The 15,937-nt window shown below is 61.8% G+C and carries 15 protein-coding genes; 4 read left to right on the plus strand and 11 right to left on the minus strand.

Annotation, left to right across the window (positions count from 1 at the left end):
- Window positions 1–221 (minus strand): SipW-dependent-type signal peptide-containing protein (locus AB4Y87_RS25490; protein WP_442007013.1); only part of this gene is annotated, 221 nt, incomplete at its 3' end.
- Window positions 222–747: 526 nt separating this feature from the next.
- On the opposite strand from AB4Y87_RS25490, the gene AB4Y87_RS25495 reads away from it, so the two are divergent.
- Together AB4Y87_RS25495 and AB4Y87_RS25500 are read left to right on the plus strand one after the other, a co-directional pair.
- On the plus strand, window positions 748–966 hold the full coding sequence (locus AB4Y87_RS25495) for a hypothetical protein (RefSeq protein ID WP_442007014.1): 219 nt from the start codon (window positions 748–750) through the stop codon (window positions 964–966).
- A gap of 12 nt (window positions 967–978) precedes the next feature.
- The gene (locus AB4Y87_RS25500) at window positions 979–1,467 is read left to right on the plus strand and encodes a hypothetical protein (protein WP_442007015.1); all 489 of its coding nucleotides are present in this window, start codon (window positions 979–981) and stop codon (window positions 1,465–1,467) included.
- A 54-nt stretch (window positions 1,468–1,521) separates the two neighbouring features.
- Here AB4Y87_RS25500 and AB4Y87_RS25505 read toward each other — a convergent pair whose 3' ends face one another.
- The gene (locus tag AB4Y87_RS25505; RefSeq protein ID WP_442007016.1) at window positions 1,522–3,867 is read right to left on the minus strand and encodes a glycosyltransferase family 2 protein; all 2,346 of its coding nucleotides are present in this window, start codon (window positions 3,865–3,867) and stop codon (window positions 1,522–1,524) included.
- Between the two features lie 230 nt (window positions 3,868–4,097).
- Between AB4Y87_RS25505 and AB4Y87_RS25510 the strand changes: the two genes are divergently transcribed.
- The gene (locus AB4Y87_RS25510; protein ID WP_442007017.1) at window positions 4,098–5,663 is read left to right on the plus strand and encodes a chitinase; all 1,566 of its coding nucleotides are present in this window, start codon (window positions 4,098–4,100) and stop codon (window positions 5,661–5,663) included.
- Window positions 5,664–5,955: 292 nt separating this feature from the next.
- On the opposite strand, the gene AB4Y87_RS25515 is transcribed toward AB4Y87_RS25510, so the two are convergent.
- From AB4Y87_RS25515 to AB4Y87_RS25555, 9 genes are all read right to left on the minus strand, one after another.
- Window positions 5,956–7,071 carry a trypsin-like peptidase domain-containing protein gene (locus tag AB4Y87_RS25515; protein WP_442007018.1) on the minus strand — a complete coding sequence of 372 codons (1,116 nt, stop codon included), beginning with the start codon at window positions 7,069–7,071 and terminating at the stop codon, window positions 5,956–5,958.
- A gap of 334 nt (window positions 7,072–7,405) precedes the next feature.
- Entirely contained in the window at window positions 7,406–8,848 is a 1,443-nt protein-coding gene (locus AB4Y87_RS25520; RefSeq protein ID WP_442007019.1) for a pilus assembly protein TadG-related protein, read from the minus strand.
- On the minus strand, window positions 8,836–9,291 hold the full coding sequence (locus AB4Y87_RS25525; protein ID WP_442007020.1) for a TadE/TadG family type IV pilus assembly protein: 456 nt from the start codon (window positions 9,289–9,291) through the stop codon (window positions 8,836–8,838). Before AB4Y87_RS25525 ends, AB4Y87_RS25520 begins: the two co-directional genes overlap by 13 nt.
- A gap of 18 nt (window positions 9,292–9,309) precedes the next feature.
- Window positions 9,310–10,188: a type II secretion system F family protein gene (locus AB4Y87_RS25530; protein ID WP_442007021.1), complete on the minus strand. Its 879-nt coding sequence runs from the start codon at window positions 10,186–10,188 to the stop codon at window positions 9,310–9,312.
- Between the two features lie 13 nt (window positions 10,189–10,201).
- A complete protein-coding gene (locus tag AB4Y87_RS25535; RefSeq protein WP_442007022.1) occupies window positions 10,202–11,152 on the minus strand; it encodes a type II secretion system F family protein in 951 nt (316 codons plus the stop codon).
- Between the two features lie 5 nt (window positions 11,153–11,157).
- On the minus strand, window positions 11,158–12,606 hold the full coding sequence (locus tag AB4Y87_RS25540) for a CpaF family protein (RefSeq protein ID WP_442007023.1): 1,449 nt from the start codon (window positions 12,604–12,606) through the stop codon (window positions 11,158–11,160).
- Complete coding sequence (locus AB4Y87_RS25545) at window positions 12,603–13,796, minus strand: AAA family ATPase (protein ID WP_442007024.1); 1,194 nt, start codon at window positions 13,794–13,796, stop codon at window positions 12,603–12,605. Before AB4Y87_RS25545 ends, AB4Y87_RS25540 begins: the two co-directional genes overlap by 4 nt.
- A complete protein-coding gene (gene cpaB / locus AB4Y87_RS25550; RefSeq protein ID WP_442007025.1) occupies window positions 13,793–14,521 on the minus strand; it encodes a Flp pilus assembly protein CpaB in 729 nt (242 codons plus the stop codon). Before cpaB ends, AB4Y87_RS25545 begins: the two co-directional genes overlap by 4 nt.
- Window positions 14,522–14,673: 152 nt before the next feature.
- The gene (locus tag AB4Y87_RS25555) at window positions 14,674–14,877 is read right to left on the minus strand and encodes a Flp family type IVb pilin (RefSeq protein WP_442007026.1); all 204 of its coding nucleotides are present in this window, start codon (window positions 14,875–14,877) and stop codon (window positions 14,674–14,676) included.
- Window positions 14,878–15,716: 839 nt separating this feature from the next.
- Between AB4Y87_RS25555 and AB4Y87_RS25560 the strand changes: the two genes are divergently transcribed.
- On the plus strand, window positions 15,717–15,937 hold a 221-nt coding region (locus tag AB4Y87_RS25560), incomplete at its 3' end, for a SipW-dependent-type signal peptide-containing protein (protein WP_442007013.1).

Raw genomic sequence — 15,937 nt, forward strand, 5'->3', positions numbered from 1 at the left:
ACTTTGTCTCCGGGAAGCAGGCCCGCGACGGGGACGTTGAGGGTGTTGTTCGCGCCGGTGCCCAGGGCGATGGTGATGGTTCCGGCGGTGACTTGCTGGCTGGCTGAGGTGGAGGAGGTGAACGCGCCGTAGGTTCCCATGCCGGCGACCGCGGCTGCGGTGCCGAGCAGTGCGACGGAAGCGAGGACCTTGCCGGAGGTGGTCTTGAGGCTGATGGCCATGGGAATCAGTGTCCTTTCGGGAGGCCACCGCTGCCGGCCGGCCGTTTCATGTGCCGGCCCTGAGTGGCTGACAAGAAACACTGTGCCGGGCCCGGATCAAGAACCACTCCTGCAATCCATCAACACTTGCTCAGGAAAAGATCAAGAAATCCGCATCGCTGAGGCGCTGCCATTCGCACAAGGCCAGATACGGGCGCAGGTTCTACGTCCCGTCCTGGCATTCGGAGATACTTCCGTACCCCGTATGGCACCCCCTCACGGCCTGTGCAATGGGCTCCGGACCTGCTCATCGAACTGCCCATAGAAAGGTTCGTGGTCGACAGTTCCGGGACCGACCGGGTGGGGCTCGGGTGGGCTTCCGCTGAACACCAACGACCACTTTCGCCGGTAAGTTACCTGTACCCGGACAAGAAGCTCCCAAACAAACCGGATCCACCATCGGGCATGGATGGACCAGGCCACGCCGCGCCCGGTGTGAAGCGTGCGAGTCTCGACAGCCAACATCGCACGGGATTAACGTGGCACCATGAGCGGGACCCCAGCCGAGAAACACAACCCACCTCCGCCACAAGAACTGAGCCCAGACTCGCCAGCGGGCCAGAGGCGGAAGAAGCCGCCGACGTCGGCCACGGATGACTCGATTACTCCCGAAGCTGCCCTGGGACCGGACGCCGACACCGACGAACAAAACGCCTGGCCCGAGAACACGGCCCAGGACGTATCGAACCAGGTCCGGCCGGAATAGGAATCCGGGACTATGGACAAGCCACCGGCGAGCTGGCTTCCCGGGCTCATCGCCGGAGAGCACAGGGCGATCAACGGGGCCGTCTGTACCTTGGATTACGCGGAGATTTACCCGGCCGGGGTCATGGTGCACATCAGCATTCGTTTCCGTGGCGCCTTTGACAGGCGACGGTACGAAACGGAGAGGATGCAAGTGGAGGCCGCACACAACAACTCGCCGCTCTCCGGCCCACGACTGGTCCTGAAGCAGCCCGGCGCCATAAACGCCTATGCCTCCATGATCAGCTTCGAGGACCGTGGCGGGTTCTGGACGCTGGCCTACTGGTTCATCCACGAGCCACTGCCCGAAGAAACCCAACTACACCTATCGTGGGCCGAAACGGGGATCGACGTAACGTTCACCATTATGGAAGAGAGAATCACCACAGCCTTGTCCGCCATGGAGGACCTTACCGAACTACCGTGGGCGGATCAGGAAACCGGTAACGGGTCCGGACCGTAGACGGTGGTTACCTGAAGGGGTCGAAGGACCCGGGGCTTTGCTGAGTTGTTTGGATCAGCGGATGGAGATTCGGCGGCGACGGTCCGTTCCGCCACGGAAGTCGCGGTTAAGGCGGCGGTCGCCATGGTACAGAATAGACTTCCAGTCGACTTCTTCGGCGGACTTGGGCACCACCAAGGACTGTGGCGGCGCTGTGGTCTTTGGTTTGACGTAAAGCCAGTTCAAAGCTCCGAGGAAGACGTCGACAACGGAGTTCCAGAGGCCGATGTAGGACTGGATGCAGATCGTCGCCAGGACGGCGTTGAGCGTTGCAAAGGCCACGTTGCCCCAGTTTTGCTGAGTGGCATCCCGCCAGATGGTAAGCAGCGAGAAAGCGACGATGGCGTAGGGGATCAGCACGTAGATGGCAGGCGCAGCGGTGCGGTTTTTGACCTTGGGGGTGCGGACGAATGGGATTTTGTCGCCGGTCAGACCTTGTTGCAGTGATTTCAGCACCCCGGCAAGGTTGACCGGGAGAAGGATGAGATTGAACCCGTAAATACGGAAGATGTCACTGAAACGGTGGCCGCAGTCCCGGAGATCTGAACCCATGCAGAGGAAGTAGGGGAGCGCGGCGACGAACACTGCCGGGCTAAGGAGGCGGCTGTCATATGGGTATGCCAGCAGGAACAGCAATCCGAAGCTCGCCCAAGAAATGGATGCCATGTAGTTTACGCGCAGCAGGACTTCGCGGAAGAGGACCTGTTCGCGCTGGTTTCGACGCCGGGACAGTTGGTTCCAGAGCTTTGGCAGGATCAGCAGCCCGCCGTTGGCCCAGCGCCGCCGCTGTACGACGAGCGCACCGAAGTCTGGTGGTGTTGCGCTGTAGCTGAGGCGTTCGGGGTAGTTACTGAGTGTCCAGCCGTGGGTTCCCAGGTCAATGCTGGACTCGGTGTCTTCGATGACCGTGCGGTCCTGGATGTAGGTTCGCACTTCGAAGCCGCCGGCGGTTTCGACCTCAACGATATCTTCCAAAGCGCATTTGCGGATGATGGCGTTTGCCCCTACCCAGAACGTGGCACCGTAAAACGTCATGCCTTGATGCAGGATGTGCTGGATGTCGGTGGTTGCTCCCGCAATACGCTCAATGCGGGTGGGGGCACCACGGAACGAAGAGTACGGCGTCTGCGTCACGGCAACCCGCTCGTTGCCCGCCGACTCAAGGAAGTACACCAGTCGGAGACAGTAGTCGCGCAGCAGGAGCGAATCCGCGTCAAGAGTCAGCAGGTAGGCGCTGTCTGGCACCAGCAGATCGTCCTCCTGGGGTTGCAGCGAGGGACGGAGTACCACCTGCCCGGCGGTATCTTCCCGGCGCCACCGTTTGCCCATGAGGGAGATGTAGGCATTGAGGTTCATGGCCTTGTTCGCCTCGTGAGAGAGGCTGGCATAGCGCTTCCGTTCGAACGTCACCGTGTGGACATTGAAGATCCAGGTAAGGCGCAGATAGAGCTGCTCCATGCGCTCCGGAGCTGGAGCGGTTTTCTGCGCCCGTGCCGCCGTCAGCGCCAGCAGGACCAGGCGCAGCTCGCGGGCAAGGCCCATGATGACGAGGTCGACAAAGAATTCGTCCACATGGTCGTTGACGAGTTCCGCTTCAGCCATGGCTTCCAGCCACTCGACGGCCGCCTCGTACTCGCCAATGAGGGATTCCAAAGCGGTGGCATCATGTTCGGCCCCGGCCGGCTTCTGGGTCTTCCGGAACGCTGCCAGTGCCGCTCGGGTGCGGGCGGCGGGTTCCTTCAGAGCGTCAGAGATCTGTCCGGCCAAGGCCCGGGTCTCGTTAAGACGCTGCGCGATGTCGGGGTCGGTGGGGTGGGGCGGGTCATCCAGCAGCAGCACTACGCGCAGGTCCGGGAACTCCTGCAGCGCAGCGGACCAGAGTGTCAGCCGAACAACCTGTGGCTCTTCAGCGTATGAGGGAACGAGTACCGTGACGGCGTCTTTGTACCGCGTGAAATGGTTATCAAGCTCCCCGCGCGGAACCCGCCGGTGTTCTTTGAAGCGGTACAGGGCGCCCTGCCGCGCCATGAGGTACATGAGGGCTGAAAAGGTCAGGAACGTGACGACGATCAAATATGAGAATGATTCGATCCCGAACCGGAACCCGGAGTTTGGATTGTCGACAAACTGCCTGATGATTGTCGAGATGACGTAGTACATCCAGGCAGCGATGGTGACCAGGATGGCGACCCGTCCCCAGATGATCTTCCGGGTTGAAGGAGCTGGATGGACGATCGCCAATGGTTCGGACCGCCGCTCGGAACCCCACTGGCGCTTCCGTTCAGGGGTCTGAAGCCTTCCAGGGAACAGCCCGTTCCCGCTTCGCGTGGTGTTGGAGGATTCAACCAACTGCTCCGTCATAGTTCCCCATCGGACAATGGATCGAACCCCTTTGGCCCGATAACCGGTGAACGCTTCGCACGCCGCTGAGGGTGAGTCCCGCAGATTGCCCTTATAGTAAACGATGGAAGGCCTAAAGCCGGCCGTTCGTGACATGTACGGTGTGCGCAGGCCCGGTTGATCCTGCGGGGGGTACCTCTGGCAACCATGTCTATGTGCATCGAGCCTTCGGGTGTCAATGGGGGTCCCAAATGTCCAAGCGTTTTCCCGGCCGCAAGCTGTCCTTCATCAGGCTGGCCATTTTGACCGCTGTCTTGGCCCTGATGGTGGGAGCAGGGATCGTCACCTGGCGCTCCTACAGCGATACCCGGGCGGCCGCGGCATCCCCGTCAGGTTTCAGCGCATACGTGGACGTTACCGCTACACCGCGTTACGGATTCGAACAGCCCGTAGGCGAGGAAACTAAGACAGTGGTTCTGTCCTTCATCGTGGCCGATCCCCAGGATGGGTGCGTCCCAACCTGGGGATCGTTCTACAGCCTGGACGCCGCTGCATCGGAGCTGGACCTTGACCGCCGCATCGCGCGGCTGCGACAACTGGGTGGAGACGTGTCCGTCTCCTTCGGGGGTCAAAGCAACCAGGAACTTTCCACCTCCTGTACCGACTCTGACCGCCTCCAGCAGGCATATGCGACAGTGGTCGACCGCTATCAGCTTTCTACCATTGACCTGGATGTGGAGGGTGCTGCCCTGGCAGACAGGGTCGGCGTAGCACGCCAGGCCAAAGCCATCGCCGCGCTCCAAAGGGCCCGCAACAGCATCGGCCGACCCCTGTCCGTCTGGCTCACGCTTCCCGTGACACCAACGGGCCTCCTTACCGAGGGCTCCGGCGCCGTCTCCGAGATGCTGGAGGCCGGCGTGGACCTTGCAGGCGTGAACATCATGACCATGGATTATGGTGCCAGCCGCGACCCGGGCCAATCGATCCTTCAGGCAACGACAGCGGCCGCAGAAGCAACCCACACTCAACTCGGTCCTCTGTTCGCCGCAGCCGGGCAGGAAATGGGTGCTCAGACTCTTTGGCGCAGGATCGGCCTGACCCCCATGATCGGCCAGAATGACGTCGTTGCCGATGTCTTCACCATGGCGGATGCCCAGGGGGTGAGGGACTTCGCCTTGGCCAAGGGCATCGGCCGGCTATCGATGTGGTCCCTGAACCGCGACGCCGAATGCGGCCCCAACTATCCGAACCTCACCGTGGTGTCCGACGCCTGCAGCGGCGTCCGCCAGGCGGGCTCCCACTTCACCAAGGTCCTCAGCGGTGGGCTGGTGCCCACCGATCCCGGCTCCACAACGCCCGTGCCGGTCCCGGTGCTGTCAACGGCCGCCCCCGTGGTCGATGACCCCTCAACGAGCCCCTACCCTATCTGGTCCTCCGATGCGACCTACGTGCAGGGCGACAGGGTGGTCTGGCAGGGCAGTGTCTACGAATCCAAGTGGTGGACCAAGAACAACGTGCCCAACGATCCGGTCAGTGATGGAGCCCAAACGCCGTGGAAACTGATCGGCCCGGTGCTTCCCGGGGACCGGCCCGTGCCAGACGTCGTGGTCCCCACCGGGACGTACCCGGGCTGGGCCGCGGATGTGGTGTACCACAAGGGGGACCGGGTCATCCTGGAAGGACACATCTTCGAAGCCAAGTGGTGGGTGCAGTCAGAGAGTCCCGCGGCCGCCCTGGAGGGGTCCTCCGGATCGGCATGGCTGAAGCTCAGCAACGAGGAAGTCAGCAGAATCCTTCACGGTTCACCGGCGAAGTAGCCAGTGCTGTGAAGTGATTGAGCGCTCTACCGTCAAGGATCGCGGAAGTCTCGCTGAAACCGACAGAATTTGGATGAGCCTCAGGACCGGCGGGTTGCATGCTTTTGGAGCAGCACCTCAACCTCGGCTGTGGTTTCGGAGTTCCCCGTTGATGAGGGGACCTGTCGGCGCAATGGCACTGCATTGATAGGCGAAGCGTCGACGTGCCAGCAAATGCCAGGCATCAGGAGTTCCAGCAGGTTTCATTGCCGTGACGGGTCAACGTTCCATGTTGATCCGCCGCAGCCGGCTGCTATCCGTTCTGACGAGGCGGCCCATCACCGGGGCGGGACGGTTCTTGCATCCACGGCATCGGTGTGCCGGCTGGCAAAGAGGCTACGGTGGCCGGCCTTGGTTGTTTCCGCAGCGCGCGCACCAGGAGAATTGCCATGGCGGCAAGGGCAAGGACGAGGACGGCCAGGATTCCGATCATCCATACCGGAATTTCCTGTTGGCTTGGTATGACGGCGGAGGGATTTTCAACGGCGGCGGCGGGGTTTGCGGACTGTGAGGCCGCGTCAGCTAATTTGACTCCGTTGGCCGTCAGGAAGTCCCGGAGTGTTTGGGTGTCGGTGATGTAGTTGGCTTGGCCGGCTCCTTGGTAGACGTAGGCGGAATTGATGCCAATGACCTGCCCGGCTTCGTTCACTGAGGGGCCTCCGGACATCCCCGGGGTGATGTCGGTGTCAATTTCAGTGCGGGGAACACCTTGCGTGGAATAACTGCGTGAGCTGACGGCACCGGAACGGTAGGACGGCTTTTGCCTTTCCACGTCGGAGGTGGAGCCTACGAGGTCAGGAAAACCAATGGAGGTGACCTTCTCACGGACTTTGGGCGCGTCGGAGCCGATCGTCAGCGCTGGCGTGCCTTTCATGTCGGCAATGCGCAGGAGGGCGTTATCACCTTTCTCGAAACCTTGCTTGGCGATAAGTTGCGCTGTGATGGCTGTTTTTCCGCTGAGAACTCCGCCCTCGATGCCTGACGGTTGGTCAATTTTGATCGACGGATCGCCCAGTGTCATGGGCCAGTCCACGTTCTCGGCCTTGACCCCGCTTAGGCGCTGCTCGTCGATGACGTTCGCATAGACGTTGACACGAAGCCCATCATCGGCGTCGACGCAGTGCCCTGCAGTTGCCACATGCCCGGTGTCACTGACGAACCATCCCGTGCAGTAGACGTAAACGGTGGTCCTGTAAGTTTCGGTCGTTCCATCCTTGAAGGGAACCTGCACCGAAGCGCTCCACGCGGCATCAACCCACACGATGGACTTGTCGATGGTGTCAGCATCGATGTCGGCAGCGGCGGGGGCCGCGGCCAGGATCGGGGCAGATAGAAGTGCCGCCAAAACAGCCGGTACTATAAGTTTCATCTCCGGTTTCTTGACCGTCGTTGACCTTTTCATGATCATTTCCCTCGGCTTCGATGTGGGCAGACGTTGGGCGGATCCCAGGCTGTACGTGGAGTGTAGGGGAGAGCCCCGGGGTTCAGCACGAGTAGGGCGTACTCGACTTCCCGCGGCGGCGCTACTTGGGTTCGCCGACAGGTACTCTCGTCCACCGGGTAGGCTACTGGCCCGGGGCCTGTCGCGGTTTGTTTGGCGGACCCCCTCCCGGCTCTGGGTACCGGAAGGGGGCCCTATCGGCCGTCCGTGGTCTGGGATCTACGAACGACCGGTCTGGTGGCCTCGATCTATCTGTCGTGGATCATTCGGGCAGCCTGATCAGGCGGGAATTGGTGCTGATGGCGTTGATAGCCGAGGCGAAAATCGGGCCCATCTCTGCTCCTGTGGCGGCGCAGAAGAAGTAGTCACCATCGGCGTTTTCGGTTGTGCGCAGGGCGGCTGTGGAACAGTCGTTGGAGGCCGTGCTGGGCACACCGGCTGCCTTCGGTGAGGACGCTGCCGCCAGGACGTTGCGGACGTAGTCACCCCCGGTGGCGCAGGTTGCGGAGTTGGCACCCCCGAAAGCGACGGTGATGATGAGCAGGCCTTGGTTCTTGGCGTTGGTTGCGACGTCCTTGAGGTTGTTGCAGGCTGTCGTGCCGTTGGAATTGCCGATGTCGTTGCTGTTGCTCAAGGAAGTCGAGCTGCCGGAGATGGTGGTCTCATTGGGTTCTCCGTCCGTTTCCAGGATGATGGCTTTCCGTGCCGGGGTGGACCGAACCGGGAGGGATCCGAGGTTGTTTGGAGTTAGTCCGAGCGCGTATCGTGCGGCGGATTTCAGTGGTGCGGCCAGATACGTACCCGTGCTGGATGAGTTCAAACAATTCAGCCCGCCGACCAGGGTGCTGCTGGTGTTCAACGGCGGCACCGCACCGGGAGTGGCCGGGTTATTGGTGTAGTTATTGGAGAACGGAACCGGGAGCCATGGGCCGGTGGTTTCGTTTGAAGACGGGCTGGTGATGCAGCTGCCCGGGCTGGTGGCGCTGCGGCCGATGGTACCCAAAGCAACGTATTGCTGTTCCTTGGTCATGGTCTGCAGGGTGCTCTTGATACCAGCGACCATTGCGTTGCGGTCCGCCGTGGACATGCTGCCGGTGCGGTCCGCAACCATGACAACGTCCATCGGATTCGGGATCTGGGAACCGCACGAACCCTTGCAGGCAACAGACACCAGCGATCCGGTGTTCCCGGTGTTGACACCGATGACAGGGGCGAACGCAAACGGGACGTCCTTCGAGGCGGTGACAATGATCGTGTTGCATGTGTGGGTGCCCGCGGGGATGCAGGGTATGGAGCAGAGCGTTTCGTTGCATTTCGCCCCGGAGGTTGTGCCCGGATCGCAGACATTGGGTACTTGTCCGGCGGCTACGGTCTTCGCTGTTCCGGTGGAGGCAACGAGGCAGCGGAAGGTGATGGTCGGGTTGGCCTGGGGGTCGTTGGTGTTCGCATACGATATGGCAGCGCTCTGCGCCGCGGCCGGGTCGTTCGGAAGCGATCCCGCGCCCGCCAAGGCTGCAGCGTCCAGTGCGTTGCTCAGATCCTGCCGCTCGTACGCGAGCTTCCCGAAGTCAAGTGCCAAAGCCAATGCTCCAAAGAGTAGGGGCACCATCAAGGCGAAGATGATGATGGAGGCTCCGCCTTGGTTGGCCGGTTCGTCTTCTCCTGCCGCCCGGGACCATATCTTGCGTATCGTTATGCTGCGCATGTTCCACCGGTCCAGTTCTTGGCCCCGGAAGTCACGGTTGCCGTGCCTTCCATTTTCATGACGTATTTGGTCTCGAAGTAGCCGTTCAGCATCCAGGAGAAGAATCCGCTGACCGAGCGTTGCGGATACCTCAGGCAGACGACCAGTTTTCCTGGGGCTCCGCCGGTGGTATCGACGACGAATTTGGTTTGGATCTTCGTGGCCTCGAGGTTGCCCTTGGCCCCCGTGATGGACGCGATGACATCGCCGTTGGTGACTCCCTGTCGCGCGCCTTCGCGGGCCGCGGCCTGGAGGCCGATGTTTTCGCTGTACGCGACGCCGAAGTCAATCACGCCGAGGAGCATCGACAACAGCAGGGGGACGATGATGGCGAACTCCACCACTGATGCTCCCCGTTGGCGCTCATCGGGCTGATGGTGAGGCCGTTTGGCTGATCTGAACATGGTTTCCTCCGAGGACCTTCACTTTGAGAACGTGGCGATGGCGTTGATGACAGCCGGACCGAGAATGATGATGAACAGCGGCGGGAAGATAAACAGGATCAGTGGAAAGATCACCGCGACGGGAAGTTTCATGGCTTTCTCTTCGGCCCGCAGACGTCGCTTGACACGCATCTGCTCGGCCTGGGGTTTCAGGATCCGGGCAATGGCCAGCCCTTGGATGTCTGCCTGGACCACGGCGCCGACGAAGCTTCGAAGGTCAGGGACCGTGGACCGGTCCGCGAGAGCCCTGTACGCCTCACGGCGGGACCTGCCGGCTTGGATGTCCTGGAGGGTGCGCACCAGCTCGTCGGCGAGGGGTCCGCTGCCGCTGGCACCCACGCGGGCGACGGCGGCTTCGAAGCCGAGACCAGCTTCGACCGAGATCAGCAGTTGGTCCAGCACGTTGGGCAGGTCTTTCTCGATCCGGGCCTGGCGTTTGGTGCCGTTGTTGTACACCAACAGGTCCGGCAGGAAGTAGCAGGCGGTGGCCAGAACGAGTGTCAGGAACAGCCCAACGGTGGAACGGCTTCCGCCAAGGACCAGGGCCAGCAGGCCTCCGCCCAGGGCCGCCAGCGGTTTTACGGTCAGCAACCGGTCCAGGGGCATGGATGCCGGCCGTCCGGCTTTCGCGAGCGTCTGGTCGAGCCGGAGAACGTAGGAGGTGGGTGTGAGCCTGCGGATGATGCGTGGCATCAGGGCCGGTGTTGAGGATGCGTCCTTCAGCTGTCCCTGGCCCACTGTTTGGAGCCTGGTGCGGATCAGCTTCCCTGTGGCCCGGTCCACGGCTATCAGGGACCACGCAAAGTATGCTCCAGGCAGAACCACCGCGGCGATCATGAGCCAGACAGATGTAGACATGGTGCCAGCCTCCTTAGAATTCGATCTTGACCATGCGGCTGATCCAGATGGATCCGATGCCCATCATGATCACGCCGACGATGATGAGTCCCCAGCCAAGCAGGGAGTGAAAGAGCGTTGCCATGTATCCCGGATTCACGACGTTGATGAGGACGGCGATGACAAAGGGCAGGCCGATCAGAATGTAGGCCGAAAACTTCCCTTCCGCGGCCAAGGCTCGGACCTGTCCTTTGATCTGTGAGCGTTCCCGCACCGTTTCGGCAGCGTGGTCAAGGACCCCGGCCAGATCGCCGCCGACTTCACGGTTGATTTCGATGGCTTGGCTCAGCCACTCGAAGTCTTCACAGCGCATCCTCCGGCCAACTTCGGCCATTGAATCGGACACGGGCCGGCCGACACGGTTCTCGTTAACAATCCGGGCGAGCTCCTCTGACATGGGCGCGGGCATCTCCAGGCTGGCACTGTGCATGCTTTGGGTGACGCTGTGCCCTGAACGCAGGCTCCCCGAGATTGCCCTGAGCATGTCGGTCAGCTGCCCGGCGAACTTTGTCCTTCGTTTGCCAGTCTTAACTGTGAGAAGCATCCAGGCGAGCAGAGGTGACGTCAGGGCAAGAACGATGCAGAGGAAGAGGCCTCCGGCCATGAATCCGCCGGCTCCCAGCACGAAGCTGCCGACCAGCAGGAGTACCACGAACTCGGAGGCTTTGATGGCGAGCCCGGCCTCCTGGAGCGTCTCGGGTCCGAAGATCCCGCCCCGGCGTTGGCCAACGCCGCGTTCCACGGCTGCGACGGTGGCGTCGCTGATTTTGGTGATGACGGATTGTTCGGTTTCTGTGGTCGTAGTCGGCCGTCTCCTACTGACGTGGATGTCCTGGTACCTTGGCCGCAACGCGACGAACAACAGCAGGGACAGTGCCACAAGGATGGCGATGATCCCGGCTGGCAGGGTGATGTCCTGGAACATTGTTCTCACCTGCCCATCGCTCGCGGAGGCATGAACGCCTCTGCCGGCACGTAGATGCCCATGTCGGCGAATTTCTCGATAAACCGCGGCCGGACGCCCGTTGGCAGAGTCTGTCCCACGAAGCGTCCTTCGGCGTTGACGCCGGCTGAGAAGTCGAACGCGAAGGCATCCTGCAAGGTGACCACCTCGCCTTCCATGCCCAGGACTTCGGTGATGTGCGTGACTCGCCGGGTCCCGTCCCTTAACCGGCTTAATTGCACGATGAGGTGCACGGCGCTGGCGATCTGTTCCCGGATGGCTCGCAGGGGAAGTTCCATCCCGGCCATCAGGACGAGTGTTTCCATGCGGGCGATCGCGTCCCGGGGAGAGTTTGAGTGGACTGTGGAGATGGACCCGTCGTGGCCGGTGTTCATGGCTTGAAGCATGTCCAGGGCTTCGCCGCTGCGGACCTCGCCGACAACAATCCGGTCCGGTCGCATGCGCAGGGAGTTCCGGACCAGGTCACGGATGGTGATGGCGCCGCGGCCTTCGATGTTTGCCGGTCGGCTTTCCAAACGCACCACGTGGTCCTGTTGCAGTTGCAGCTCCACGGCGTCCTCGATGGTTACGATGCGTTCTTCTTCGGGAATGAAGGAGGACAACACGTTCAAGAGGGTCGTTTTGCCGGTGCCGGTGCCGCCGGAGACGATGATGTTCAGCCGCGCCTTGACGCAGGCATCGAGCACTTGGGCCATCGCGGGGGACAGCGATTCAAAGCGGATGAGATCCTCAACGGTCAAGGGCACTGCCGAAAATTTGCGAATGGTCAGCGACGGTCCGTCGACCGCCAACGGCGGGATCACGGCGTTGACGCGGGAGCCGTCCTCCAAGCGGGCGTCCACCAGGGGCGAGGACTCGTCAATCCGGCGCCCGATCCTGGACACGATACGTTCGATGACCCGGCGCAGGTGTGAATCGGAACTGAACGAGGTGCCGGTTTGGTGGAGCCGGCCCGACCGTTCAACATAGATACTGTTCGCGCCATTGACCATGATCTCGGTGACGAGAGGATCGTCCAGGAGTTTCTGCAGCGGGCCCAGGCCCAGGACCTCGTCCACGATCTCCCTGATCAGGCGGCGCCGTTCTTCGGACGTCAACGGGACCTGTTCGTCGTCAATGAACTCACTGAGGGCTTCCCCTACCATCTTGCGGACATCGCCCTCGTCGAGTCCGGTGTCCGTGATGCGGCCTCCCAGACGGGTGGTCAGTTCTTCAGCGGCCCGCCTTTTGATCCCTGCCAGGGCATCAGTCGGGGTCTTCACAGCGGCCCGCGCCAGCTGTTCCATGGGACGCAGCTCTGCCGGGTCTTCGCCCCCCTGGGCCGGCGGTGGTGTGGCCACGGCGGATGACGCCGATGCGGCGTCGGCTCCGCCGATCTGGGCTCGTACGGCTTCCAAGCGTGTAATGAGGCTCATGTCATGGCCACCCTTCGGCGTGAGGTTTTTGTTCCGGAGGCTGCACCGCCGGCTGCGATCTTCCCGACGAGCGCTGCCAGGCCCCGGCCAACCGCGTCCCGGCGGCCGCCTTGAAGTACCGGCACGCCGGCATTGGTGGAGAAGGGCACGATGCGGGAGTGCGGGAGAACGACATCAACGGGCAATCCCACGGTGGCTTCGATGTCTTTGACGGTCAGGCCGCTGCGCTTGTCCGCGAAGTTCAGGACCAGCGTGCTCGACGGTGGCATGAGGTCCAGTTGCCGCAGAACCTCGAGTCCATGGTTCAGGCCCCGGATGCTGGGAATGTCCATGCCGCACACCCACACGGCGTCGGTGGCGAGTTCCAGCACGGCCAAGACAACCTCGCCAAGGCCGGGGGACGTGTCGAGGATGACGTACGGGAACTCCAAGGACAGCTGATTGACCAGTGCCGCGACCTGGGCGGGCTTGATGAGGTCCGCTTCGGCGGGGCGCAGTGGAGCGCACAAAGCATAGGCGCCGCTGGGGTGCGGACTCAGGAACGCTTTGAGCACCATCGAATCCGTGGCAGCCGAACCTTGCACGGCGTCGGTAATCGTGTGGGCAGGCTCCAGGCCCAGGCCGGATGCGACGTCTCCGAATTGCAGATCCAGGTCCACCACGACCGCGCCCATCGGCGCGGTCCGGGCCAGACCCACGGCGAGGTTCGTGGACACCGTGGTTTTCCCCACACCGCCCTTGGGAGACATCACCGGGACGACCCGCCCACGGCGGTGCGTTTCCTGGGCGTCAACCTGCGCGGACTGCCTGCGTGCCTTCGCTGTCTGGGCTGCGCGGTCCAAGGCCAAGGCCAAGTGGCTGGCATCGAGTTCAGGATCGATAATGTCGCGGATTCCCGATCGGAGAGCTGCCAATGCCAGGTCGCTCGTGGACGGGGCGGCCAGGACGATCACGATCTCCGGGTACTCCAGGTCAATCCCGGATGCCAACGCAAACCATTGGTCGGCGCTGATATCCGGACCGAAGAGCATGACATCGATGGGTCCGCCGAGGTTCCGGCTCAAAACATCGGCGGGAGTCCCGAGGGCAGCCGTCCTGTCCATCACCTGCAATTCATGGGAAGAATCCAGGGAAAGAGCAAGGCGTTGCTGGAACTCAGGGGAGCCCGTCAGGGCTAGAAACCGGCTCATTGGAAGATCCCGGAGGTGCTGATAGGTGTCTTTGGACTCTCAGGGGTGCTGGCTGTTTGCTTGGTCAGCCAGATATTCCCCACCCGGGCGCTAAGGATGACCTTGGCCGCGTCAGTGGAATTGCGGGCCAGCGTGACGAAGGAGGAACCGCTGGGCACCGGAGAGGTGCCCTCCTGTCCCGTGCCGTTGGCGGCCGGTGCCTGCTGGACGGCAGTCACCAGGACTTTGTCGAAGACCAGTTGCGTGCTGGCCTGCTGCGCGTTGTTCGGATCAGTTTGAGTGACGAACAGGCCAACGAGGTCCCCGGCCCGCAAGGTCCCGCCGACAACACTCTCGGGGGGCAAAAGAACAGTGACTTCCTGCATGCCATCCGGTACCGGAACGGCCCCTGGCGTGATGCGCTCGGAAGGGTTGATGAGGCGGCTTCCCAGGAGCTGCTCTCCAGGCTCCAGCGCAACCGCTGTGACCTGACCACTGGCCTTGTCCAGTGCTGCCAGGGCACCATCAGCCTTGGCGGTACTTGGCACCGAACGGATTTGGACGAAGGAACTGAGTTCCTGAACACTGGTGCCGGCCGGAACCGGCTTCTCTACGACAACAACATCGACAGGGTCCAGCGACGCCTGAGCGCGCCGGTCCGCGTTGGAGACATAGGTCGCCAGCATGATCGTCCCGATAACAGCCAGGACGAGCGCAGCAATGCCCCCGATTAATCGTGATTTCATTATTGCTTTCCTCACCTTTGGTACACCTGGACAGGTGCGGAGGCTGCCGGCCTGGTTAGGTCCGCGCGCCCTCCGTAAACGCCACTGCCGGCTGTCCGGTTTGGGCGGACAGCCGGCAGAGTATTGGCGATAGCCAGAGTTCGGCTCGCTGATTACGGCTTGGGTCCGACCTTGCCGGCGATGTCGGTGAAGGCCGTGTTCAGGTTGGTTCCGATGAGGGTCACAGCACCGATGATGACGACAGCGATGAGGGCGACCATGATGCCGTATTCAACGGCGGTTGCACCCTTCTCGGAGGTGAATCGTTCCTTTACGCCGGCGACAAAAGCAATCATGTTGATCATAAGGGTGTTCATTGTAATTCCTTCCCAGAAATTTTACTTCGGAATGTTGATGCAATATAGGTCCAGCAAATTATCGGAATTTGCCTCGATTTCCGAACCACCCCCATCCAGCTTTAGCGGTTCGGAACTCGTGTATCAAGAATTGCTGGCCGGACGGGTTTCGCAACAGCGTAGAGGTACTCGACTTTCAAAGAACGGCAAGGGTTCGGGTACTCGCCTCCAGGCTGGCGGGTACTCAGTTCCTGACATGGAAACGCGATGTGACTACTTGGAAAACAAAGTGACCTTATTATTTTCCGCCGGCTGTGGAGGGTCCTCCACGCTGGTTACGCGAGTACCCGGTTACGTAGTCGGCTACACCCTCTGCCTTGCTCTGGAACACGGACAGACGCGGGCATCTGCCGCCGTGTTTTAGGGCTTTCCCCGCAACAACATCAGCACCGCAGGTAGTCTTTAGCACCACAGACCACATGCGTGACGGACCGGCGAGGGGTGGATATCCAAGTAGTTCTGAGTACCGGGCCACTCCTGATCCAGGCTCCGCGACGCCCGTGAGATGCTCAACGGCGACCGAGATTCCGGAATCACCTTGAAACTGGACAGAAATAGGGCCGGAAGACTACAAACCAGCCGGGGCCGGACCGAAGCGTCGCAGTTTTCCGGATCCAGCTCGGCGACAACAGTGCACGTGGGGAGCGGGGGAGACTTGATCTTTTCCTGAGCAAGTGTTGATGGATTGCAGGAGTGGTTCTTGATCCGGGCCCTGCACAGTGTTTCTTGTCAGCCACTCAGGGCCGGCACATGAAACGGCCGACCGGCAGCGGTGGCCTCCCGAAAGGACACTGATTCCCATGGCCATCAGCCTCAAGACCACCTCCGGCAAGGTCCTCGCTTCCGTCGCACTGCTCGGCACCGCAGCCGCCGTCGCCGGCATGGGAACCTACGGCGCGTTCACCTCCTCCACCTCAGCCAGCCAGCAAGTCACCGCCGGAACCATCACCATCGCCCTGGGCACCGGCGCGAACAACACCCTCAACGTCCCCGTCGCGGGCCTGCTTCCCGGAGACAAAGT

Origin of the sequence: Paenarthrobacter sp. RAF54_2 (assembly GCF_052113945.1) — a bacterium.
Taxonomy (GTDB): Bacteria; Actinomycetota; Actinomycetes; order Actinomycetales; family Micrococcaceae; genus Arthrobacter.